At 64.2% G+C, this 23,631-nt stretch carries 17 protein-coding genes and 3 pseudogenes; 14 read left to right on the top strand and 6 right to left on the bottom strand.

Annotated features, from left to right (window positions below):
• Nucleotides 1-31 precede the first annotated feature (31 nt).
• Entirely contained in the window at nt 32-340 is a 309-nt protein-coding gene (locus B5D38_RS04390; RefSeq protein WP_245318825.1) for a DUF1858 domain-containing protein, read from the top strand.
• The gene (locus tag B5D38_RS04385) at nt 337-630 is read left to right on the top strand and encodes a DUF6522 family protein (RefSeq protein ID WP_078707170.1); all 294 of its coding nucleotides are present in this window, start codon (nt 337-339) and stop codon (nt 628-630) included. Before B5D38_RS04390 ends, B5D38_RS04385 begins: the two co-directional genes overlap by 4 nt.
• 10 nt (nt 631-640) lie before the next feature.
• Here the strand turns inward: B5D38_RS04385 and B5D38_RS04380 are convergent, their stop codons facing one another.
• Nucleotides 641-1,342, bottom strand: coding sequence for a Crp/Fnr family transcriptional regulator (locus B5D38_RS04380; protein WP_078707169.1), 702 nt, complete (start codon nt 1,340-1,342; stop codon nt 641-643).
• Nucleotides 1,343-1,615: 273 nt separating this feature from the next.
• On the opposite strand from B5D38_RS04380, the gene B5D38_RS04375 reads away from it, so the two are divergent.
• Nucleotides 1,616-2,803: an NnrS family protein gene (locus B5D38_RS04375; protein ID WP_078707168.1), complete on the top strand. Its 1,188-nt coding sequence runs from the start codon at nt 1,616-1,618 to the stop codon at nt 2,801-2,803.
• A 112-nt stretch (nt 2,804-2,915) separates the two neighbouring features.
• Here B5D38_RS04375 and treS read toward each other — a convergent pair.
• Nucleotides 2,916-4,631 (bottom strand): annotated as a pseudogene (gene treS, locus B5D38_RS04370) (maltose alpha-D-glucosyltransferase); the annotation flags it as partial.
• A 418-nt stretch (nt 4,632-5,049) separates the two neighbouring features.
• On the opposite strand from treS, the gene B5D38_RS04365 reads away from it, so the two are divergent.
• The 3 genes from B5D38_RS04365 to B5D38_RS04355 are packed head-to-tail and all read left to right on the top strand — an operon-like array spanning nt 5,050 to nt 7,892.
• On the top strand, nt 5,050-5,283 hold the full coding sequence (locus tag B5D38_RS04365; RefSeq protein WP_078707167.1) for a FeoA family protein: 234 nt from the start codon (nt 5,050-5,052) through the stop codon (nt 5,281-5,283).
• 35 nt (nt 5,284-5,318) lie between these two features.
• On the top strand, nt 5,319-7,637 hold the full coding sequence (gene feoB / locus B5D38_RS04360) for a Fe(2+) transporter permease subunit FeoB (protein ID WP_078707166.1): 2,319 nt from the start codon (nt 5,319-5,321) through the stop codon (nt 7,635-7,637).
• Nucleotides 7,638-7,655: 18 nt separating this feature from the next.
• Nucleotides 7,656-7,892, top strand: coding sequence for a FeoC-like transcriptional regulator (locus B5D38_RS04355; RefSeq protein WP_078707165.1), 237 nt, complete (start codon nt 7,656-7,658; stop codon nt 7,890-7,892).
• A 36-nt stretch (nt 7,893-7,928) separates the two neighbouring features.
• Here B5D38_RS04355 and B5D38_RS04350 read toward each other — a convergent pair whose 3' ends face one another.
• Nucleotides 7,929-8,318, bottom strand: coding sequence for a lysozyme inhibitor LprI family protein (locus tag B5D38_RS04350; RefSeq protein WP_165690784.1), 390 nt, complete (start codon nt 8,316-8,318; stop codon nt 7,929-7,931).
• A gap of 218 nt (nt 8,319-8,536) precedes the next feature.
• On the opposite strand from B5D38_RS04350, the gene B5D38_RS04345 reads away from it, so the two are divergent.
• Nucleotides 8,537-10,258 carry a SulP family inorganic anion transporter gene (locus B5D38_RS04345; RefSeq protein WP_078707520.1) on the top strand — a complete coding sequence of 574 codons (1,722 nt, stop codon included), beginning with the start codon at nt 8,537-8,539 and terminating at the stop codon, nt 10,256-10,258.
• A 117-nt stretch (nt 10,259-10,375) separates the two neighbouring features.
• Here the strand turns inward: B5D38_RS04345 and B5D38_RS04340 are convergent, their stop codons facing one another.
• Both B5D38_RS04340 and B5D38_RS04335 read right to left on the bottom strand, forming a co-directional pair.
• Entirely contained in the window at nt 10,376-12,598 is a 2,223-nt protein-coding gene (locus tag B5D38_RS04340) for a methyl-accepting chemotaxis protein (protein ID WP_131829863.1), read from the bottom strand.
• Between the two features lie 181 nt (nt 12,599-12,779).
• Nucleotides 12,780-13,487, bottom strand: coding sequence for a type 1 glutamine amidotransferase (locus tag B5D38_RS04335; protein ID WP_078707519.1), 708 nt, complete (start codon nt 13,485-13,487; stop codon nt 12,780-12,782).
• 457 nt (nt 13,488-13,944) lie between these two features.
• Between B5D38_RS04335 and B5D38_RS04330 the strand changes: the two genes are divergently transcribed.
• From B5D38_RS04330 to B5D38_RS04320, 3 genes are read left to right on the top strand one after another with little or no spacing between them, the layout of a single operon-like run.
• Nucleotides 13,945-14,736 carry a gluconate 2-dehydrogenase subunit 3 family protein gene (locus B5D38_RS04330; protein WP_078707162.1) on the top strand — a complete coding sequence of 264 codons (792 nt, stop codon included), beginning with the start codon at nt 13,945-13,947 and terminating at the stop codon, nt 14,734-14,736.
• Nucleotides 14,737-14,739: 3 nt separating this feature from the next.
• Entirely contained in the window at nt 14,740-16,509 is a 1,770-nt protein-coding gene (locus B5D38_RS04325; protein WP_078707161.1) for a GMC family oxidoreductase, read from the top strand.
• A 13-nt stretch (nt 16,510-16,522) separates the two neighbouring features.
• Nucleotides 16,523-17,905: a cytochrome c gene (locus B5D38_RS04320; protein ID WP_078707160.1), complete on the top strand. Its 1,383-nt coding sequence runs from the start codon at nt 16,523-16,525 to the stop codon at nt 17,903-17,905.
• 178 nt (nt 17,906-18,083) lie between these two features.
• On the opposite strand, the gene B5D38_RS04315 is transcribed toward B5D38_RS04320, so the two are convergent.
• The gene (locus B5D38_RS04315) at nt 18,084-19,067 is read right to left on the bottom strand and encodes a CAP domain-containing protein (RefSeq protein WP_078707159.1); all 984 of its coding nucleotides are present in this window, start codon (nt 19,065-19,067) and stop codon (nt 18,084-18,086) included.
• A 430-nt stretch (nt 19,068-19,497) separates the two neighbouring features.
• Here B5D38_RS04315 and B5D38_RS04310 point away from each other — a divergent pair, with 430 nt between their 5' ends.
• The 4 genes and pseudogenes from B5D38_RS04310 to B5D38_RS04295 all read left to right on the top strand — a co-directional run bounded on the left by B5D38_RS04310 (nt 19,498) and on the right by B5D38_RS04295 (nt 23,516).
• Nucleotides 19,498-20,871 (top strand): tyrosine-type recombinase/integrase, encoded by a 1,374-nt coding sequence (locus B5D38_RS04310; protein WP_078707158.1) that lies wholly within the window; start codon nt 19,498-19,500, stop codon nt 20,869-20,871.
• Nucleotides 20,864-21,160: a MerR family transcriptional regulator gene (locus tag B5D38_RS04305; protein ID WP_116002579.1), complete on the top strand. Its 297-nt coding sequence runs from the start codon at nt 20,864-20,866 to the stop codon at nt 21,158-21,160. Before B5D38_RS04310 ends, B5D38_RS04305 begins: the two co-directional genes overlap by 8 nt.
• Nucleotides 21,161-21,397: 237 nt before the next feature.
• Nucleotides 21,398-22,305, top strand: a pseudogene (locus tag B5D38_RS22780) (tyrosine-type recombinase/integrase).
• Nucleotides 22,306-22,309: 4 nt separating this feature from the next.
• A pseudogene (locus B5D38_RS04295) lies at nt 22,310-23,516 on the top strand (IS91 family transposase).
• Nucleotides 23,517-23,631: the final 115 nt, after the last annotated feature.

The raw sequence follows: 23,631 nt of genomic DNA, 5'->3' as shown, positions 1-23,631 counted from the left end.
TTGTTCCAGTGCAAAGACGCCTAGGCACAAAATGAGCCAGGTTCTGTCCGATCCGAACGGGACTGCGCCCATGGCCATGCTTTTCGCGCCCATCACCGATGCGACGGTCGTCGACGAACTCATGTCGCGGCATCGCGCGGCCATCCCTGTTTTCCTGTGTCACCGGATGCACTGCGTCGGCTGCCCGGTCGGCCGGATTCACACGTTGAAAGACGCCTGCCGCGAACACGGGATCGGCCTCTCCCAGTTCATCGCGTCCTTGAACGACGCGATCGGCGCGGCCGAACAGGTCCGCGACGATTCGATCAACGATTATCCTAATCAGGCACCGGCGCCATGAGCGCGGTCTCCATTCAACCGGGCGGCGGGATCGAGATTGACGCCACCGTTCTTGCCGAGGCCTTCGAGCTTCCTGTCGCCGACGTGCCGCGCCTGCTGCGCGAACAGGCGATCACCAGTCGGCTCGATCGCGGCGAAGGCGAGGATGCGGGAACATTCCGCCTCGTCTTCTTCCATCAGGCGGTGCGCCTCACGCTGATCGTCGACGAGAGCGGAACCGTTCTCCGTCGCTCGCGGCTGGACTATGGAACGCATCCCCTGCCGGCATCGGCCCACAAGCCGCAGCCATGAAACGCAGCGGCTAATCCGCTGCCTCGGCAAGGAGGAAAAGCCGGTGTGCGTCACACACCACGATCTTCTTGCGTCCCCCAGCCACCAGCCCCTGCCCCTCCCAGGCAGTGAGGATGCGGCTCACTGTGTGGAGCGTCGTGCCGGTCATCTCGGCGATGTCCTGCCGCGTGATGGGAAAATCGATGAGGATGCCCTCCTCCGTGCGCTTGCCGGCCTGCCGCACAAGGCGCAGCAGCGCATGGGCGACCCGCCGTTCCACCGCCTCGGTCGAGAGCTCGCGGATGCGCGTGTGCGCGTCCTGGAGACGCTGCCCGACCGTCTGGAGCATGCTGAGGGAGAGCGCGGGAGAACGGGCAATGAGCGAGTTCCACTCGCGGTTGGGCCAAGCCAGCGTCAGGCTTTCGGCCACCGCCGTCGCGGTCGCCGGATAGTCGTCGCGGCCGACGGCCATCGCGATGCCGTAAACCTCGCCAGGGTTGACGTGGCGCACGACGACCTGCTGGCCGTCGGCGGTGGTCTGCACCACCTTCAGCCGCCCATGCAGGAGGATGAAGAACTCCTCGGCCATCGCACCCTGGCTGAAGACGACGGTCCCCTCCGGCAGACGCCGCGCCGAGGCGGTCGCGAGCGCGGCATCGAGGTCGTCGTCCGACATCTGGCGAAAGATGTCGAAGTCGCGCACCAGCGATGGGTCGAGCTTTCGTGCGGCCATGGGACCTCCATCTTCATGCGCGATGCGGGTGACGGGCACTTCACCCCTGTTGTTCGGCTCCATGGATGACCGATCGCGGGCGCCGCGAGAAGAGCCTTTGGCGACGCTCGCTGTTTGCGCTGTCGCGCGAGAAGACGCAAGCGCCGGCCGCGCCACGCGTCCCCGCAGGAAACTGGCGCCCACCATTCCACTTTCTTTGCGCCGCGACAACGTCGCACGGTTTCCCGTCGGATAGCCCCTAGACCAGACGATGCTCTGTCAAGGAAACGCCCCATGAGTTCCGACGCGGCCAATCGAGCGCCGATCCTCTCAGCCTACTGGCTCCGCGGCGGCTTCAGGCCCTTCTTCTTTCTCGGCGCCCTTGCCATGGCGCTCTCGGTACTGGTGTGGCTGCCGTTCTTCGCGGGCGCGATCCAGGTTTCGACCGCCTTCGCGCCGCGCGACTGGCACATTCATACGCTGCTCTTCGGCGGGCTTCCCGCCATCATCGCCGGCTTTGCCCTGACGGCCGTCGCCAACTGGACCGGTCGCCCCCCGGTCCAGGGCGGCGAACTCCTGGCGCTGGTACTCCTCTGGCTGGCGGGCCGCCTTGCCGTTTCGCTCTCGGCCTTCACCGGCCCGGTGCTCGCCGCGATGATCGACCTTGCGTTCCCTGCCGCCCTCACGGCGGTCTTCGCGCGGGAGGTGATCGGCGGCAAGAATGCCCGCAATCTCCGGGTGGTCGCCCTCGTCGCTCTTTTGACCCTTGCCGATCTCGGTTTCCACGTCGAGGCAGCGGCCACGGGCTTCGCCGATATCAGCGCGCGGGCGGGAATTGCGCTCGTCATGCTCCTGGTGCTCCTCATCGGCGGACGCATCATCCCCGCTTTCACGCGCAACTGGCTGAAGATGCGGGGCGCCGACAGGCTTCCCGCCGGCTTCAGCCGACTGGATGGCGCGACGATGGCGATTTCGACGCTGGCCTTCCTCATGTGGACCGCCTCGCCGGAATGGCTTGCGACCGCTCTGGTCCTGCTTCTGGCCAGCATCATGAACGCGGTGAGGATGGCAAGGTGGCGCGGCCTCGCCACCCGGAACGAGCCGCTGCTCCTGGTACTTCATGTCGCCTACGCGACCGTGCCGCTCGGCTTCCTGCTCATTGCCCTCTCGAACCTATCGCCAGAAATACTCCTGCCCTCGGCCGCGCTCCATATATGGACGGCGGGCACCTTCGGCCTCATCACCCTGGCGGTGATGACGAGGGCGAGCCGTGGTCACTCCGGCCGGCCGCTTGCCGCCGGCGGCCTTGAGATCGCCATGTACGCGCTCGTGCTGATCGGCGCGCTGTCCCGCGTGCTGGCGCCTTACGCGGATGCGCGAATGATGCCGGTCATCGACCTTGCCGGGCTTTGCTGGAGCGGCGCCTTCCTGGCCTTTGCCATCGGCTACGGCCCGATGCTTCTGAAGGCACCGCGCCCGTAGGTCAGGCGCCGCGTGGCGGGGTCGTCGGCGTTCCGAGATCGTTTTCGCCGGTCGGCAGGCTGGGCTGAACACCTCGGTCCGTGCACAGCCCCTCATCGTCGGAAAGCGCGTCGTCCGGGACGAGCTTCAGCCAGAAGAAGGAATGGCCCGGCAGGCTGATCTGATACGGCCAATCGCCGATCGTGGGAAACTTGCAGCCGCCGAACAGGTCGATCGGCGTCGCCCCCTGGTGATCGGAAAGGTCGATCGATGCCGCCTGCGCCGTTTCCGAGAGATTGGCGACGCACAGCACCGTCTCGCCCTCATGGCTGCGGGTGTAGACCAGAAGGCGGCTGTTGCTTGTGGCGATGAAGGATATGGCGCCATGTCCGAAGACGGGATGCTCGCGCCGCACCTTTATAATCCAGCGCATGAAGTTGAGCAGGGAGGAGCGGACCTGCCTCTGGGTCTCCACATTGACCGCCTCGTAGCCGAACAGCGGATCGACCACCGGCGGCAGAAAGAGCTCCATGGTGTTGGCGCGCGAGAAGCCGCCATTCCGGTCGGACGACCATTGCATCGGCGTTCTCACACCGTCGCGGTCGCCGAGAAAGGGATTGTCGCTCATGCCGATCTCGTCACCGTAATAGACCACAGGCGTTCCCGGCAATGAGAAGAGAAGCCCGTTGAGCAGTTCGATGCGCTTGCGGTCGCCGTCGACGAGCGAGGCGAGGCGCCGCCGGATGCCGAGATTGATGCGCAGGCGCCTGTGGGTGGCGTAGAACTGCCACATCCTCTCGCGCTCTTCCTCGCTCACCATCTCCAGCGTCAGCTCGTCGTGGTTGCGCAGGAAAATCGCCCATTGGCATCCGTCGGGAAGCTCCATGGTCGACTGGATGATGGAGACGATGGGCTCGGCATGCTCCTCGGCGAGCGCCATGAAGAGGCGCGGCATGAGGGGAAAGTGGAAGGCCATGTGGCATTCGTCGCCCCGGCCGAAATAAGGAATCGTGTCTTGCGGGCTCTGGTTCGCCTCAGCGAGGAGGACGCACTCGGGATTGCGCTCTTCGATCTTCCGGCGGATCAGCTTTAGAACATCGTGGGTTTCGGCAAGGTTCTCGCCGCACGTGTCCTCCCGCTCCACGAGATAGGGAACGGCGTCGAGCCGAAACCCGTCGACGCCGAGACCGAGCCAGAAATCGAGGATCGCCTCGACTTCCGCCACGACGCGCGGATTGTCGAAGTTGAGATCCGGCTGATGGCTGTAGAAGCGGTGCCAGTAATAGGCGCGAGCAACCGGGTCCCAGGCCCAGTTGGACGTCTCCGAGTCGAGAAAGATCACCCGCGCCTCGGAAAACTCGTGGCCCGTCTCACTCCACACGTAATAGTCACGCTCCGGGCTTCCGGCCGGCGCCTGCCGCGCCCGCTGAAACCAGGGATGCTGATCCGAGGTGTGATTGACCACCAGCTCGATCAGAACCTTCAGCCCTCGCTCATGAGCGGCGGCAACGAACGCGCGGAAGTCGTCCAGGGAGCCGTAGGCCGGATTGACCCCGCAATAATCGGAAATGTCGTAGCCGTCGTCCTTGAGCGGCGACGGGAAGAAGGGAAGCAGCCAGACGGCATCCGCGCCAAGGTCGACGATATGGTCGAGCTTCTCCAGAAGCCCGCAAAAATCCCCGACTCCATCGCCATTGGAGTCAAAGAAGGAGCGGACGTGAAGCTGGTAGATGATGGCGCCTTTGTACCAGAGCGAGCGCTTCGGATGATCGTCCGCAGATTCGGATTTCCCTTCGGCATAGGGGCGAGGTGAGACACTCGCGGAGCCTGCGGCGGCACTCGTATCCATGATCTTCATGCTTGGTCGACCCGGTGTTTATCGAAGCCCCTTCGTGCGCCGACCCGGGACCTCGCCCTGCTCCGCGCCTGGAAAGAAGCCCACGGGAGCGAATTGGTTCCTGACCAACGATCGGGTACGGCGGCGGAAAAATCTGCGGTCGGCAACCCTCAACGGGCGTTGCCGAAACGTCTCAGAACTTGACTGCAATCAATGACTTTACGTTCCTTGCCCGCCTATCAAGACCACTCCGACGGGAAGATCATGGACAAGCATGGTCGAGACGAGGGGGTCGGAGGCATGATATTCGATGCAGCGAGCGATGTCGGCCTGGGGGATAGAGCCGCAGCCGTTCGATCGGCTCCAAGCATCGAACATCGCGCGACAGGCGCCGGAACGCCGGTGCTGAAGGTCGCGAACGGAGAGATGGATGCAGCAATTGTTGTCCGAAATCGGCGTTGGCAAGAGCGCAAAGGTCATTGGCTATAACGACAAGACCAGCGCCTATCGCCGCCGTCTGCTCGCCATGGGCCTGACGCCCGGTGCCATCATCACCGTGACACGCAAGGCGCCGCTGGGCGATCCCATCGAAATCGATCTCCGGGGCACGGCCCTCTCCGTGCGCAAGGACGAAGCCAAGATCGTCACCGTAGAGCTTGCCTGAGACAGCCGGCCAAATGGATTGATCGGAAAGCGGATATGAGCGGATTGACGATCGCCGTCGTCGGGAACCCCAATTGCGGCAAGTCCACCCTCTTCAACGCCCTGACAGGCGCGCGCCAGCGCGTCGGCAACTGGCCGGGCGTGACCGTCGAGCGCAAGACCGGCGCCTATCGCTGGCAGGGCGAGACGGTGAACGTGGTGGATCTGCCCGGCACCTATTCCCTGAGCGCCACGCAGAACTCGATCGACGAGCGCATCGGCCTCGAATACGCGATTTCGGGAGAAGCGGACGTCATCGTCAACATTATCGACGCGTCCAATCTCGAACGCCACCTTTACCTGACGACGCAGCTCCTCGAACTCAGGGTGCCGCTCGTCGTCGTGCTCAACATGATGGACATGGCGACTCAGGCCGGTCTCGCCATCGATGCATCGGCTCTCGCCGAGAAGCTTGCGTGTCCGGTGGTGCCCATGGTCGCCAGCCGGGAGAGCGGCCTGGAAGAACTCAAGCAGGCCGTGGCAAAGATCGGCGGCAACCGGACCGTTCCGGCCACGCTGCCCTCGTTCGGCGAGGTCGTGGAACGGGAGATCGAGCGCGTCGCGCCCCTCCTTCCAACTGGAGCGGGCAACGCCCGCTGGCGTCTCCTGCAGATGTTCGATGGCGACCTTCCGCGCCTGACCGCCCTGCCGCTTGCGGCGGCGAGCGCCGTGCGCAAGGCGATGGCGGACATCGAACGGGAAACGGGCGAGGATCTCGACATCCTTCTTGCCGACCGTCGGTACGGCTTTGCGGCGGAGACGACGGCACAGGTGGTGGAGCGTCCGCGCGAGGCCTCCCGCAGCCTGACCAACAGGATCGACCGCGTTGTGCTCGATCGCTTCCTGGGCATCCCGATCTTCCTGGCGATGATGTATTTGATGTTCATGTGGACCATCAATCTCGGGAGCGCCTTCATCGACTTCTTCGATATGGCTGTGGGCTCGGTGATGGTCGAGGGGCTCGGCCATTTCTTGTGGTCCATCGGAGCCCCTGACTGGGTGCGCGTGATCCTGGCGGACGGGCTCGGCGGCGGCCTTCGCACCATCGCCAGCTTCATCCCGGTCATCGCCTTCCTCTACCTCTTCCTCTCGGCGCTTGAGGACTCCGGCTACATGGCGCGCGCCGCCTTCGTCATGGACCGCTTCATGCGCTCCATCGGCCTGCCGGGAAAGGCGTTCGTGCCGCTCATTGTCGGCTTCGGCTGCAACGTGCCGGCGGTGATGGCGACCCGCACGCTGGAGAACGATGCCGACCGCAAGGCGGCGGTCATGATGAGCCCCTTCATGTCATGCGGGGCGCGCTTGCCGGTCTATGCGCTGTTCGCGGCGGCCTTCTTTCCGACCAATGGCCAGAACATCGTTTTCGGGCTCTACATCATCGGCATCGGCGTTGCCGTGATGACCGGCTTCCTCTTGCGCACCACCCTCCTCAAGGGAGACGTCTCGCCGCTGGTGATGGAGCTGCCGCCCTACCACCTGCCGACCATCCGCAACATTTTGATCCATAGCTGGGACAGGCTTCAGAGCTTCGTGCTCGGCGCCGGCAAGATCATCGTCATCATGGTGGCCGTCCTCTCGGTGCTGAACCTCATCGGCACGGATGGCTCCTTCGGCAAGACCGACCCGGAGGATTCGGTTCTGGCGGTCGCCAGCCGCTCCATCGTTCCGGTCTTCGAGCCGATGGGCATCGACGATCACAATTGGCCGGCCGTCGTCGGCGTCGTCTCGGGAGTCCTTGCCAAGGAAGCCGTGGTCGGCACCCTCGGCTCGCTCTATGGCTCCCTCGCTGCCAATGGCAGCGACGCGGGCGACGAGGCGCGCTCGACATCGGCCATTATCGCCGATGGCCTCGTTGCAGCCTTCGCCACCATCCCAGAGAACCTCACGGCGCTCGCCGACAAGCTGACAGATCCGCTCGGCATCTCCATCGGCGATGTCTCCTCGGTGGAGGAAGCCTCCGCCGAGCAGGAAGTGTCCAGCGGCACCTATGGCGAGATGGCGCGGCGCTTCGCGGGGCCGGCCGGCGCCTTCGCCTATCTGCTGTTCACACTGCTGTACATGCCGTGCGTCGCCGCCACCGGGGCGATCTATCGGGAGGTCGGGCCGCGCTGGACAGGCTTTGCCATCGCCTGGACCACAGGCCTCGCCTACGGCACGGCGACGGTCTTTTTCCAGATATCCCGCTTCGCCGAGGCGCCGCTGCACGCGGGACTGACGATCGCGGCGGTCCTTGCGGTCCTGGCATGTGCGGTGGCCACCATTCATCTCGCCGGCAAACGACAGATGCGAGCCCCCCTTCCGGCCATCGCGGAATAGGCGAAAAGGAGATCGATCATGGCTGGACTGACGCAACTGCGCGATCTTCTGAAGGCCGAGAAGCGCCTATCCCTAGACCAACTGGCGCTGAAGAGCGGCTCGACGCCCTCGGCGGTGGAGGCGATGCTCGCCCATTGGGAGCGCAAGGGACAGGTCGCACGTATCGAGACGAAGCCGCAGGCCTGCGCGGGCTCCAGCGCGTGCTGCTGCAGCCGCTGCCCCGATCCTATCTACGAGTGGCGCGGCGGGCACTGAGCACGTGCGGACGCCGGCGCGCCTTGCGGGCGGCGCTCAATAGTAATCCTCGAAGTCCTCCAGCTCCTCCGCCCGCTGCTTCGTCGTCACACGGAGGCATTCGGCTTCCAATTCGAGGCTCATCGTGCCCGCTTGGTGGGCATACCAGCCGCAATTGGCGTCGCGCCATTCGATCCACTTGCGCTGCACGTCTCTCAGAGTTCGCGCCCGCGCCGGATCGATCATGTGCATCGCCCGCTCATAGGCAGCGTTGAGCCGGCGATCCCACTGCGCGGTGAGTTGGGTGACGCAATCGACGCGCTCATAAAGGCTGCCAAGCCGACAGGGCTCCGTTTCAGCCTCGCGCCAATCCGCGGCTTCGCAGGCGGTCGTCACTAGAAGAAGGCTCGCCAACAGCCCCGCCCGCGCCGTTCGGCTAAATTTCATCGTCCTAATCCTCCCCCAGATGGCCGCGCCCCGGGCCATTCGGCATGGGAGATCATCGCGCGTAACAAGTCAAAGCTCCCATGCATGGGATTTTCATTGCCCTTCGCCGAGACAAACGGCAAAGTGCGCCATCTCCAGCCGAAGCGCGTCCGAATGTCGCACGTTCCGGCGAGTTCCTCCTTTTTGAGCCGACCCATTGGGTCGGCGACGCCTGGACCATGACCACGCTTCCCACATCTGTCTCCGGCCGATCTTCGGCCGGCCTGCTCGATCTTTTCACGCCCAAGCTCGTCACCGTGCTTAGGGAGGGCTACGGCCTCAAGGACTTGAAGGCAGACGCCATTGCCGGCCTGACGGTCGCCATCGTCGCGCTGCCGCTCTCCATGGCCATCGCCATCGCCTCCGGCGCCAGCCCCGAGCGCGGCCTCTACACCGCCATCGTCGGTGGCTTCTTCGTCTCGGCCCTCGGCGGCAGCCGCTTTCAGATCGGCGGACCGGCCGGCGCCTTCATCGTTTTGGTGGCGAGCACCATCCAGCGTCAGGGCTTCGACGGCTTCCTTCTCGCGGCGATGCTTTCCGGCTTCATTCTGCTGGCACTCGGGCTGATGCGCCTCGGCAGCTACATCAAGTTCATCCCCTATCCCGTGACGGTGGGCTTCACTGCGGGCATCGCGGTCATCATCTTTTCGAGCCAGATCAAGGATCTCCTCGGGCTCCACCTCACCGTGCCGGAACCCGGCGAGTTCATCGCCAAGATCGAGGTGCTCGCCAGTTCGATCGGCAGCATTAGCCCCGCCGCCACCGGCATCGCCATTCTGTCCGTCGCGATCATCGTCGGCCTGAAGCGCATTGCCCCCGCGTTCCCAGGAATGCTCCTCGCCGTCGGCGTGGCGGCGCTGCTGACATTCGCGCTCGATTTGCCGATCGACACCATCGGCTCGAAGTTCGGCGGCATTCCGCGCACTTTGCCCTCGCCCGCCCTGCCCCCCATCTCCCTGGACAAGGTGATCGCGGTCCTGCCGGATGCCGTGGCCTTTGCTCTTCTCGGGTCGATCGAGTCCCTCCTTTCGGCCGTCGTCGCGGACGGCATGACGGGCCGGCGCCACCGCTCCAACTGCGAGCTTGCCGCCCAGGGGCTTGCCAATATCGCCTCGCCACTCTTCGGCGGCCTTTGCGTCACCGGCACCATCGCCCGCACGGCAACCAATGTGCGCACGGGAGCGCGCGGGCCGATCTCGGGCATCCTCCACGCGCTCTTTCTCTTCCTGTTCATGCTGATCGCCGCGCCCCTCGCCAGCGCCATCCCTCTTGCCGCTCTTGCCGCCGTTCTGGCCGTGGTGTCCTGGAACATGGCCGAGCGTCACGCGTTCGCGCTGCTTCTGCGGTCCTCGCGCGGCGATGCGGTGGTGTTGCTGGCGACGTTCCTCTTGACCGTCTTCCGCGACCTGACCACCAGCATCGTCGTCGGCGTCTCCATCGGCGCGATGCTCTTCATCCACCGCATGGCGGAGACGACGGGGATCGAGGCGCACACGCCGCCTGTGCTGGAGGATGCCTCGGATCGGCGCCCCGGCCGCGTTCCTTACGAGGCAATGACAGCGACGCGGCGCGACATCGTCATCTACCGCATCTCGGGCGCCTTCTTCTTTGGTGCGGTGGCCAATATCGGCTCGGTGCTCGACCGCATCGGCGACAATTACAGGACGCTGATCATCGACTTCTCGGCCGTGCCCTTTCTCGATTCCAGCGCGGCGAACTCGATCGGCCTCGTCGCGCGGCGCGCAGCGAACGCAGGCAGGCACCTGATCATCACGGGAGCATCCTCGACCGTGAGACGAGTACTCCTGACCCATGGTGTGCGCTCGCCGCATGTCACATACCGCTCCTCCGTCGAAGCGGCGCTGGAGCGCGCGGCGCCTGAGGAACCCACGTCAGTCTGATCGCGGCGGGAAACCCCGTCGCCAATTGAAGACAGCGTAAAAAAGCCGGGAGCGGTCGAGGACCATTCCCGGCTTTGCCTTCAATTCAGCGTCCCTCAAAGACCGACTGAAGATCCTTTAGGCCGCGCGCAGGCTGTTTCGGCGAGCAGATGACGCAAACCCTCCCGCCCCGTCAGCCGTTTTGAAGGCGGCAACCAGCCGCGACAGCGCCTCCGCTTCCTGGCGCAGGGTCTGGCTGGCGGCGGTTGCCTCTTCCACCATGGCGGCGTTCTGCTGCGTCACCTGATCCATCTGGCCGACGGCGACGTTCACCTCTCCCAGCCCGACCGCCTGGCCTTTGGCTGTCTCGGCGATGGACTGGACACGGCCGTCCATCGCCGTCACCTGCTCCGCGATCCTTTCCAGCGCCTGGCCGGCTAGCCCCACCAGCTCGACGCCGCTATGCACCTGATGCGCCGAGGAGGAAATCAGCGTCTTGATCTGTTTGGCCGCATCGGCCGAGCGCTGGGCGAGAGCGCGCACCTCGGTGGCGACCACGGCAAAGCCCTTGCCGGCCTCTCCGGCGCGCGCTGCCTCGACCCCCGCGTTCAAGGCGAGAAGGTTGGTCTGGAAGGCGATATCGTCGATCACGCCGATGATCTTGCCAATCTCGTCCGAGGAGGCCGAAATCTGGTTCATGGCCTCGATCGTGTTGTGGACGATTTCTCCCGAGCGCTCGGCATCCTGGCGCGCGTCGCGCACCGCGCCGGCAACCGCCTTGGCGAGATCGGCGCTTTCGCGCACCCGCGCCGTGATTTCGTTGAGCGCGGCAGCGGTTTCCTCGAGGCTCGCCGCTTGGCCTTCGGTGCGCCGCGCCAAATCCTGCGAGGCGCTGGCGATTTCCTCGCTGCCACTGTCGATGCCGGCAACCGCCTTGCGCACCATGCCGATGGTTTCCCGAAGCCGCTCGACGGTGCGATTAAAGTCGTGCCGAAGAGCTTCGTAGGCCGGCGGGAAGGCGCGATCGAGCTTGTGGGTGAGATCACCATCGGCAAGCGCCGAAAGCGCTTTACCGACCGCAGCGACAACCTGGCCCTGTTCCTCGGCGTTGGCGGCACGCTCGGCTTCGTTGGCGCCTCTTTGCCGCTCCGCCTGCTGGCGCTCCTTCTCGGCCAATTGTTCCGCCTCCCGGCCGCTTGCAAGCGCGTGGCGGAAGCTCTCCAGGGCGCGGGCAAAGCGGCCGATCTCGTCGCCGCGGATCTGGTTGGAGACCTCCGTCGCGTAGTCCTGCTGCCCGAGGCGATCGACCGAGGTCTGCAACATGGCGAGTGGCCGCTTGACGATGAACGTGGTGGCGAGCCACAGCGCGGCGAGGATCGTGACCAGACTGACAATGCCGCCGATGATCAGCATCTTCGCTTCAGCTCGAGCCGGCGCTTCGAGCGTGGCCGTCGGAATTTCAACGATGGTGGCCCATGTCTGCTGAAGATCGGGCACAGCGAACGGCAGAACGACCCGCGTGACGGCCACCCCCTGCCCGTCGACAAGGTCGCCGACGACGCGCGGCGTGACTGCCTTCATGGCCTCACGAACCGCATTCGCGTCGCTGCCCTCCATGGGCTTCATTCTCAACCCGGCATCGGGCGCCACGAGCCAGTTGCCGCTGCCCGAGACGAGGAAGACACGTCCGTCGCCGAGCGGGTGAAGCGCTTCCAGGCTCTGTTGGAGGGACGCGAGGCTGATATCCACGCCACCGACGCCCAGCTCCTTGCCGCCGACGATGATCGGATAGGCGATGGAGGACATCAGCACTTTGACTTCCGAGGCGATATAGGGCTCGGTGATGGCACCCTTGCCCGAGGCCGAAGCCAATTTATACCACGGGGCGTCATAGTCGACGTTGAAGGTCGAGTAGTCGACCCCGCCGGACGCGCTCTTCGTCCAGTACGGCGCGAACACGCCATCCTTGTTGGAGCCGGCGAAGCCGGATGCCTCTCCCCCCGTGCGGCCGTCGAGGGCCCTTGGCCGCTCGGCCATCCAGCTGCCGAAGATATTCGGATAGTTGTCGACGTTGCTCTTCAGCATATTGATGATCGTCTGCCGGTCACGCATGCCGGTCTGCTGGGCGGCGGCGATCGCTCCCGTCATGCTCTTGGCGGCCGAAGCGGCTTCGGCAAGCTCGGCGGTGATCTTTCCGGCGACGACCTCGGCTTGCGACTGAGCGCTTTCAAGCAGTAGCCGCTCGGTGTTCCGCCGCGCGTTGGCGACGAGCAGGCCGATCGCGACGATCATGATGATGGAGATCGTGCCTCCCGCGATCAGCATCAGCTTGGCAGAGAGAGAACCGGGACGAAGCTTCACGATACCATCCCCTGGCTTGCGTCCGCGCCGTGCAGTCTGATGCGCGGCGAACGCAGATGGCGTTCACGGCGAAGCCCACCCTCGCCGTTTCATCAGGAAGGTACAGTTGCAACGCCAACGAATCATGAATCTCTTCTGCGCGATACTTTCGACGCGTCGGGCGGCTGAGTTGCCTTTTTCGTCAGTCCGCCGCGCCGAGAAACTGGGTGATGGCCCGTGCCAGGATCGCGCGATCCGAAGGAAGATCAAGCGACCGTTCCGCCTCTTCGATCAGCGTCTCGGGGGCGATGCCCCGCCGCGACTCGCATAGCGCCAGAGCGTAATCGGCGGTGAATTCCGGATGAGGCTGAACGCTCATCACCTTGCCATTGCCGTAGAGAAGGCCGGCATAGGGCGTAAACTCCGAGGAAAGAAACACTCGCGCCTCCGGCGGCGGCACCACCACCTGATCCTGGTGAGAACAGGCGATGGCGAGGTCGCGCTCGGCGATCAGGCCATTATCCTCCACGACGTTGTAGACATGACGGCCGATGCCCCAGCCTTTCTCCGACTTCGTCACGGTGCCGCCCATGGCCTGCGCGATGGCTTGATGGCCAAAGCAGACGCCGACCATCGGTTTATGGGCAACGTAGACCTTTCGGATGAAATCCATGAGCGGCTCCATCCAATCGATGTCGTCGTAGACGCCATAGGCCGAGCCGGTGATGATCGCGGCCTCGATCGCCTGAGGCTCGGGCAAGCGCTCTCCATCGATGACCGAGACGACATCGATCGCCACGTCCGGCGAAACGCTTCGCAGCATCCGTTCGAACATCTGCGGATAGGTGCCGTGGCGCGGCTCCAAATCGGGTTTGACGGAGCCGGTTTGAACGATGGTAACGCGGGTCATCGAGCGGGAGAATCCGTAAAAGAGGGAGGGGCGAGCCGCCGCAACGACCGACCTCAAGAAGACTGCAGCCCCGAAAATTGTCACAAGGCGGAAGGGCCGGCAAGCCGTCTTCAAGGCCGCTCGGCTTTGATGAGATCGCCTCCAGAATCCGCCCTCAGCGTGTCGGGAGCCGCTTTGCGATGATGGGCGCGACCGACACCCGCCGACCCGTCGCTCCGCATTCGACCGCGACTCCTTTAGCTCGCGAACGAAAGGCTTGCTGATCAAGCGATCGGCTCTAGTTTTTTATGGCGGAACGAAGGCAACAGATCCCGGTGTGACGCGCGCCCAATCATGCGGAACGGTGCTCCAGGACTCTTCTTCCACGATTGCCGCAGCGAGGCGCCGGTTTCCGCAGACGTTTCGCACCATCCCCGACAGCCAAGCCCCTCCGTCGGGGACTGATAAGGAGACACCGATGTCCCATGATCCATGGATGCCCACCAGACGCTTCGTGCTACAGGGCACGGCCGCAGGCGCATTGACATGGGCTTTCTATGATCCGGCCCATGCGCAGGACGGCGAACCCGTGTCGTTGCAGGATTACGACAGGAAGTTCTTCACGGCTGAGGAATGGGCATTCATTCTGGCGGCGACAGCGCGGCTGATTCCGTCGGATGGGAACGGTCCCGGTGCCATCGAGGCGCGCGTGCCGGTATTCATCGATCTGCAGATGGCCGGGCCGTTCGGCCAGGCGGCCGACTGGTACATGGAGGGGCCGTACCAACCCGACGCTCCGGCCGAACTCGGCTTCCAGTCCCCTTTGCCACCGGCGCAGATCTATCGCAAAGGCATTGAGGCATTCAACGGCTGGTGCCAGCAACGCTATGGCGGTGGGTTCGCGGATCTCGAAGCCGCCCAACAGGACGAGGCGTTGCGGACTCTGGAAGGTGGAAAGACCCAACCAGGTCAGGCCCCGAAGGGGGAAGTGGCCGAGTCCTCAGGGTCGGCGACCAGCGAGGTCGCCGTCGCATCGGGAGGTGGCGGAGAACTCAATCTTGCGCCTGAACTGCGAAACTTCTTCTCGCTGCTCTTGCAGAACACGAAGGAGGGCTACTTCGCCGATCCGCAGTATGGCGGCAACTATCAGATGCAGGGTTGGCTCCATATCGGCTTCCCTGGCGCCCGAGCCGCCTACCGCGAGTGGGCTGACAAGTGGGACGTGCCCTACAAGCTCGGCCCCGTCTCCATCTCCGGCGAGAGGGCCTGAGGCATGGCACGCACCGATCCTCGCAAGGATGTCGTCATCGTCGGGCTGGGCTGGACTGGCGCGATTCTCGGCATGGAGCTGGCCGACGAAGGCCTGGAGATCCTCGCCCTGGAGCGCGGCGAAGACCGCAAGACGGTTCCCGACTTCGAATATCCCAAGATCGCCGACGAGCTGCGCTACGGCATCCGCTACGAACTCTTTCAGCGACCCAAGAACTCGACGCTCACCATCCGCCGGACACTCGACGAGACGGCGTTGCCCTACCGGCATCTGGGCTCCTTCCTGCCGGGGGACGGCGTCGGCGGCGCTGGCGTTCATTGGAACGGGCAAACATGGCGCCCGATGCGCGAGGAATTCATCCTGCGCAGCCATATCAAGGAGAACTTCGGCCTCGACATCATCCCCGAAGATATGACCATCGAGGACTGGGGCGTCACCTACGAGGAGCTGGAACCCTATTTCGACCGGTTCGAGTACATTGCCGGCATCTCGGGCCAAGCGGGCAACATCAACGGCAAGATCATCGAAGGCGGCAACCCGTTCGAGGCACCGCGCAGCCGCGACTATCCGCTGCCGCCGTTGCCTCATACTCTGGACGCCGAGATGTTCGCCAAGGCCGCGCGCGACATGGGCTATCACCCGTTTCCGCGCCCCGCCGGCAACGCCTCGCAGGCCTACACCAATCCTTATGGAATGCAGCTCGGCCCCTGCAATTTCTGTGGCTTCTGCGAGCGCTACGGTTGCCTCAACTATTCCAAGTCGTCGCCGCAGACTTGCGTGCTCGACGCCCTGAAGCGCAAGCCGAACTTCCAGTACCGGGTTAATTCGGAGGTGCTGCGCGTCGAGCTGGCGGATGATCGCAAGACCGCAACCGGCGTCACCTATTGGGACGAGAGCGCCGGGGAAGAGGTGTTCCAGCCCGCCGATATGGTGATCTTGGCGGCCTATTCCCTGCACAACGTGCACCTGATGCTCCTGTCGGGGATCGGCCAGCCCTACGATCCAAACTCCGGACAGGGTGTGACCGGCAAGAACTACGCCTACCAGATGAACGGGGGCACCACGCTGTTCTTCCCCGACAAGGAGTTCAACCCGTTCGTCGGAGCGGGCTCCAACGGTATGGTGATCGACGATTTCGCGATCAGCCAGATCGACTTCGCCAAGGAAGGCTTCATCGGCGGCAGCTACATCGTGTCGGGCACGACCAATGGCCAGCCGATACGCGGCATCTCTATGCCGCGCGGCACGCCCTCCTGGGGTGCCGGATGGAAGAAGGGCGTGCAGGAATGGTACGGCCACGCCATGTCGATCGGCAGCCACGGTTCGAACATGAGCTACCGGGACTGCTATCTCGATCTTGATCCGACCTACAAGGACCGGCACGGCCGCCCGTTGATGCGGATGACCTTCAACTGGAAGCCGAACGACATCCGCATGACCCAGTTCATGCGCTCCCGCATCGAGGAGATCGCCGGGACGATGGGGGCCCAAAGCTGGCAATCGAGCTACAAGAGCGAAGGCGCGATGTACGACGTGCGTCCCTATCAGACGACGCACAATGTCGGCGGCGCGATCATGGGCACCGATCCGGCGCACTCCGCCATCAACCGCTATCTGCAGGCCTGGGACAAGCACAACGTCTTCGTCATGGGCGCCAGCGCCTTTCCGCAGAACATCCAGTACAATCCGACGGGCGCGGTGGGCGCCCTGGCCTATTGGGCGGCACACGCGATCCGGACGGACTATCTGCCGAACCCGCGGCCCCTGATGTGAGGAGGGCCGAACGATGAGAACCTTCTTGAAAATCCTTGCCGCCCTCGTGGTCGTCGGGGTGATCGCCCTCCTCGCCTTCATCTTTGTGCCGGTCCAGACGACGGGCCCGAAGACCGCGCTCGCCGCAGACTATCAGGTCCCCGACGGTGCGGGCGCCTACGCCATGCGCCTTGCCGACTGCGCCGCCTGCCACACCGCCGAGGGCGGCAAGCCCTTCGCCGGAGGACGGCCGATCGAGAGCCCGTTCGGCATCATCTATTCGTCCAACATCACGCCCGACAACGAGACCGGCATCGGCAGCTACACGCTCGACGAGTTCCGCGCCGCGCTTTACGACGGCATCCGCAAGGACGGGGCGCATCTTTATCCCGCCATGCCGTATGCGAACTATCGCAAGCTCAGCGAGGAAGATGTTCGCGCGCTCTATCATTACTTCCACGACGAACTGAAGCCGGTGAACAATCAGGTCACGGAAACGAAGCTCGACTTCCCCTTCAATCAGCGCTGGGGAATCCGGGCCTGGAACTGGGTCGCCCTGCCGGATGCGCAGTTCGTGCCACCGTTCCAAGACGATCAGTTGAATCGCGGCGCCTATCTCGTCCAGGGGCCGGGCCATTGCGGGGCCTGCCATTCTCCTCGCAACGACCTTTTTGCCCAGGCCGGCTATACGGCGGCAGACGACGCCTTCCTGACCGGCGGCGAAATCGCCGGTTGGTCAGCGCCGAACCTGCGCAGCGGCGCAAGCGCTCCGCAGAGCTGGGACGCCGAGCAGCTCGCGTTGTTCCTGGCCACCGGCCGCAACGCCCATCAGGCCGTGACCGGCGAGATGACGCTCGTCGTCGAGGATTCTCTGCAATATTTCACCGACGATGACATGGCCGCCGTCGTCGCCTACCTGCGCAGGATCGGAACGAACGGACCGGCGCCGGAGTCCTCAGCGCCAGCATCCTCGGGCGACAAATCGCCGGCCGGCACGCCGACGCCCGCGACGAGTGAGAACGACACATCAAAGCTCTTGGCATCGGCCGATCCAGGGATGGCGCTGGGACCACGCCTTTATCTCGATAACTGCAACGCCTGCCACTTCAACGACGGAAAAGGGGCGAGCGAGGTCTTTCCGCCACTCGACGGCAACTCGCTGGTGAATTCGCAGAACGCGACAGGCTTGATCAGCGTCATCCTGAACGGCGCCGAACTCCCCTCGACCGCAAAGCGCCCGTACCGCCTCAGAATGCCGGGCTTCGCCGACAGGCTGTCGGATGACGAGGTTGCGGCGCTGGCGACCTTCGTGCGGCAGGGCTGGTCGAACAACGCCGGTGCGGTCACGGCGGACAGCGTGTCGGCGCTGCGCAAACAGGGTGGCGAACAGGCTGCCGAGCAGAGCGGGGGACGATGAGGCGTTTAGGCGTCCCGCCGTTTCCGGCAGAACCGCCCGGCGCCAGCGGCGTCGGGCGACAAGCCTGAGCAAGGCTCTGCAAAAGCCGGCGACCATCTCCGCTGGAGCGCATGAAGTCTCCAGCGCATCAGAAAGAATGGAGAAGGTTGCCGACGTCGCGCAACACGGTCGCCGCTGACTAGCGGGGCTGCCCCAGTACCAGCACGGCGACCTTGCGCCCCGATCCCGTGGTTTGGAGCGCGAAGCCGATCGCGCTGATCTTTGAATCGAGCAGTCGCTGGCTGTATTGCGGGTTGTCGAGCCATTGCCGACGGAACGAGCGCAGATCTTCCAGCGTCGGGCGGGTTCCGCATCCGCCGCAGGCGGCGGAGACAACCGACAGCGACCGCCACTTGGTCCGTTGGTTGGCGGGCAGCGCCTCCAAGAGGCCCCCGCCGGTGCTCAAGGATAGGTTCTCAGATGCTGGATCAGGCATGAGCGACTGCGCGACCTCGGTCAGAGCGGCGCTCACTTCGAACGTACCGACATCCTCCTTCTTCCGCGCCTGATTGAGAAGTTGCGCGGCTCTTGCGGAAATCTCGTCGGACGTCAGGACCTTCGGCGCCTCGTCCGCCTCCGATCCACGCGGCGTGCCGGGGCCGGCGAAGGTCTGCACGGCGTAGAGGCCGTCCTTGTCATCAAGGACGATGCCGAAGCCGAAGCGGCTGATCCCTTGGCGCAGGATGTTCTCGCGATGATGTGGGCTGTTCATCCAGCCCTTCTCAAGCTCGCGGATCGTTTCGGCGGTGATGGGCGGCCGGCACCCGGAGCAGCGGGCGATGTTTTCCTCTACTAGTTCCCAGCGACTGCCGCCGACGTCGATGAAGCGATCCTGGACGTCGTTCCCCTCCGGCGAGGTGTGGGAATAGTAGTTGCGCTTGGCCATGTCGTTCGCATGAAACTGCGCCGCTTCGTCGAGCGCATCGCCGAGCGTAAGAGCCTCGCGCCCCTCGCCCTTGCGATCCTCGTTGACCAACTCCAGGGCCTGCTCGCGCCATTGATCGAGTTTATCGGGCGGCGCGGCGGGTGCTTCACGGTTCGCCAGAAGGACCGCCACGAAGACGGCCGCCGAGCAGCACATGGGTCTAGCGACCGAGTGCCGTTGATCTGAATGGATCGCCATCGATCGAACCTTCAGCTTGTTGCGAGGAAGTCCTCAATCCGGAACGGCAAATGACGAACACGCGTTCCGGTGGCGCTGGCGAAGACCGCATCGGCGCCCACGCTGCTTATCGTGCCAAGCCTTTTGCGCCGCGCGGGTCCATGCTCGTGACCATGATATCTCGACAAGCTTTGTCTGAAGAGGAGTATTGGTCTCGATTGGTGCGGGTGGTCGGAATCGAACCGACACTCTGTCACCAGAACTGGATTTTGAGCGCGCCAAAATAGGCTATCCGTTGTGTATCCGGCCATACGCTAGAACCCGATAAGAGACTGATCCGTATGGACTTTCATCTCTGATCCGGGTTCCCGTTCCAGCCGGTTGTACGCTACGGTTGGATCCCTAGTTGCACCTATATCGCACCTGGTTCCAGCCTCTCAGGAGGTGGAAAATGCCCAAGCTCAAACTCACCAAGTCGGCGGTCGAGGCCGCGAGCCCGAAGGAACGCGACTACGATCTCCGCGATACGCTCATACCCGGCTTCATGGTGAAGGTCACGCCCGCTGGACGGAAGGTCTTCATGCTCAACTATCAGACGCGATCCGGGATCCGCCGCAAGCCGTCGATCGGCCGGTACGGTGAATTGACCGTCGAGCAGGCCAGGAAGATCGCGCAGGATTGGCTGGCGGACGTCCGTATCGGCAATGACCCAAGTTCAGAACGCACGGCCATGAGGGCGGCGCCGACGGTGAAGGAACTCTGCGATCGGTTCATCGAGGACTACTCGAAGCACCACAACAAGCCGAGCACGGTCGAAACGAACCAGATGAACATCAAGAACCACATTCTTCCCCGTCTGGGAAAGCTGAAGGTTCCGGACGTCACGCGCGCCGACGTCTTCGCGATGATGAGCGGGATGTCGGATCGCCCGATCATCGCTAACCGCACCCTTGCCTGCCTGCGCAAGATGTTCAATCTCGCCGAGGTTTGGGGATATCGTCCAGACGGATCCAACCCGTGCCGGCACGTCCAAAAATATCCAGAGAAGGGTGAGACCCGCTTCATTACGGACGATGAGCTGCGCAAGCTATACGTCTATCTCAACCGCGCCGATGCCGAAGGGCTCGAGCATCCAATTCTGACGCTGGCCATCCGTCTCCAGTTCGAGTTCGCAGCCCGCATGTCCGAGATCCTCAACCTCCGCTGGGACTGGGTCGATTTCGAGAGCCGTCGGGTCACCTGGCCCGATAGCAAGACCGGCGACATGACCAAGCCCCTCAGCGAGGAAGGCCACCGCCTGCTCTCCCAAGCGCCTCGCATCGAAAATTCGCCCTACGTCTGCCCGGCAATCTTTGACCCCGAAAAACCGATGACGGAGGGTACCTATCACGCCGGCTGGAGGCGCATCCTCGAACGCGCAGGTGTGCCGCATGTGGGCACCCACGGCATCCGGCATCGCGCGGCAACGGATATCGCCAACTCGGGCGTGCCGGTGAAGGTCGGCATGGCGTTGACGGCCCACAAAACCGTCCAGATGTTCATGCGCTACGTCCACAATGAGGACAATCCGCTCCGGGCCGCTGCCGAAGCCGTCGCGGCAAGACGCCGGGAGATTGTCTTGGCCGTACCGGCAGAGACAGCGAAAGGCCGGCTAGTTGAGGGACCAAGCGGGCAAGCGAAGCCGTCTTCGGTTGAAGCTGTTGCTCCAAGCCGCACGAGCCTTGGGAATTACCGCCCATATCGTCATCGGAAAGATAAGGAACGAACACTGCCGCCAGCAAATGCCGGGCGGAAATCCAGCAAGGGAACCGCCGCCAATGGCTAAGGAAAATCCTCAGCGCCGCTGGCCAACAGCTGAAATCATCAGCCGTGCCGTGTTTTCTCGAGATCCTGGTCCAATCCGCTTCGTCGATACCGAGGCGGCCGCCCTCTATCTCTCGTTGGAAGCTCACACGCTCGAATGCTATCGTTCGCTCGGCGACGGTCCAGCGTTTTACAAGTTCGGCCGTTATGTGCGCTACGCTTTACCTGACTTGGAAGCGTGGGCCGAGCAATATCGCAAGGAGCCCGCGAGAGCGGCGTCGAAGGGGATTCCGAGGAATGGGCCGCCTTGAGTGGGGGCGGGTCGTATTCAACGGTCGTCGCGCCTTGCACTTCGATGAGGTGGCTGCAGCGGAAAACTTCTCCGCATCGCTTCGGGACGGAAGATTTGGGCCGTAGAACGAACCCGCTGGCGCGGGATGGGCGGCGGCTTCGTCATGTGCGGCCTGATATGAGCGTCATGGTCTGATTGAGCGTTGGCCGGCATGGGCGGACGATTTGGCTCCCTTCAACCGAACGGAGCCTCCCAAATGACGACCTTTCTCGTTCCCGCAGCACCGGTCAGCCCGTTGCGCCAGCGCCTGATCGATGAGATGGACCTGCGGCGCTTCCCGCGCGAGACGCAGCGCAACTACTTCCGCGATATTGGGCGCCTGGCGACATTCCTTGGGCGTTCACCAGACACAGAGACCGCCGACGACCTGTGCTGGTTCCAGATCGTCCAGCAGGAGGCCGGCCTCGGCGTACCGACCATTAACGCCGTTGTCTCGGCGCTGCGCTTCTTCTTCGTTCATACGATCGACCGGCCCGATCTCGCTCGCAAGCTGGTGCGTCTCCATCACCCGCGCCAACTGCCCGATGTCCTGAGCCCGGACGAGGTGCGTCGCCTGCTCGGCGCGACAGTCTGCCTCAAGCATCTGGCGGCTCTCTCGGTCGCCTACGGCGCGGGCTTGCGTGTCGCCGAGGTCGCAGCCCTGAAGGTGGCTGACGTCGACTCCACCCGCATGATCCTGCGCATCGAACACGGTAAGGGTGGCCGCGATCGCAACGCCATGCTGTCGGCCGATCTTCTTGCCCTCCTGCGGCAATGGTGGATCGAGGGGCACCGACAAGGCGTCTTGCATCGTGACGGCTGCTGTTCCCCGGCCAGACCTGGACACGGCCGATCTCGACCCGGCAGCTTCACCGCATCGTGGTGGACGCGGCTCGAGCGGCGGAGATTCCCAAAAGGGTCGGTCCCCATACGTTACGCCATTCCTTCGCCACCCACCTTCTGGAAGACGGCGTCGACATCCGCGTCATCCAGGTTCTGCTGGGGCACGCCAAGCTCAATACGACCGCGCTCTACGCCAAGGTCGCCACACGCATGCTGCGAGCCGTGGTCAGCCCCCTCGACAGGCTTGCCCTGTTCGACGGCGAAGGACCTGCACCCGGCTGAGGCCATGCGCGCCTCGATCGAGGTCGCCGACATCTTTCGTGCCGCAGGGCCTCTATATGGCGCCGCCAAGGCCGGACATCTGAGCCTGGCCGAGCTCAAGATCATGTCGGCGGTCGAGCACTGCCGCACCGCAGCCCTTGGCGGCCACGTCGAGGGCTGTGACAACTGTGCTCATCTGCGCGTTTCCTACAACTCCTGCCGCAACCGACACTGCCCGAGGTGCCAGGGCGCGGCCGCCCGCGACTGGCTTGCCGAGCGTGAGGCCGACCTCCTACCGGTCGGCTACTTCCATGTTGTCTTTACGCTGCCGTCCGAGATCGCGGCGCTCGCCTTCCAGAACAAAGCCGCCATCTACAGCCTCCTGTTCCGGGCGGCAGCAGAGACGATGACGAGGATCACCGCCGATCCGAGGCATCTGGGTGCCTGCATCGGCTTCACCGCCGTGCTCCACACCTGGGGCTCGGCCATGACCCACCATCCTCACGTCCACATGATCGTGCCGGGCGGCGGCCTCTTGCCGGACGGAACGCGCAGGATCTCCGCGCGCCCTGCCTTCCTCCTGCCGGTCCAGGTTCTCAGCGCGCTGTTCCGACGCCTGTTCCTCGATGGGCTCTCTGCTCTTCACGATGCCGGCAGCCTCGCCTTTGTCGGCACCCTGGCACATCTGGCCGAGCCACGAGCCTTCGCCCGTCATCTCGCGCCCGTGAGGCGCAAGCGATGGATGGTTTACGCCAAGCCGCCCTTCGCGGGGCCAAGGACAGTGCTCGCCTATCTGTCGCGCTACACCCACCGCGTCGCGATCTCGTCGCGGCGCATCCTCGCCTTCGACGGGGCGAGCGTCACCTTCCGCGAAGGACTACCGCCAGGACGGCGCTGCCCGCCATCGCACTCTGACGCTCGCGGCCAACGAGTTCATCCGTCGCTTCCTTCTTCACGTCCTGCCAAAGGGATTCCACCGCATCCGGCAGTACGGGTTCCTGACCGGCCCGGACCGCAAGGCCAGCCTCGATCGCATCCGCAAGCTCCTCGATGCTCCGTCCCCGACGCAACCACCCGGTGACGAGCAGCAGGAAGTCTCCGAGCCGCCCGATACTCGCCCGCCTTGTCCCTGCTGTGGCGGACGCATGACCGTCGTCGGGATCATCCTGGGCTGGCGACAGCCGCGCGGGCCGCCGCCACGCCCATCGTCAAACTGGGACTGTTCGCCATGATTCGGCATGGCATCAAGCCACCACCGATCCGAGACAACGCGCTCCGGGTCATAGTCAGCCGCGTGCGGCACACCGATATCGGCATCGCAATCGCCGCCGTCCCGCCGCTTCTGGC

This window comes from Consotaella salsifontis (genome assembly GCF_900167365.1).
Taxonomy (GTDB): Bacteria; Pseudomonadota; Alphaproteobacteria; order Rhizobiales; family Rhizobiaceae; genus Consotaella; species Consotaella salsifontis.
Note: the sequence above shows the minus strand (reverse complement) of the source record. Positions and strands in the feature narration are given on the sequence as shown.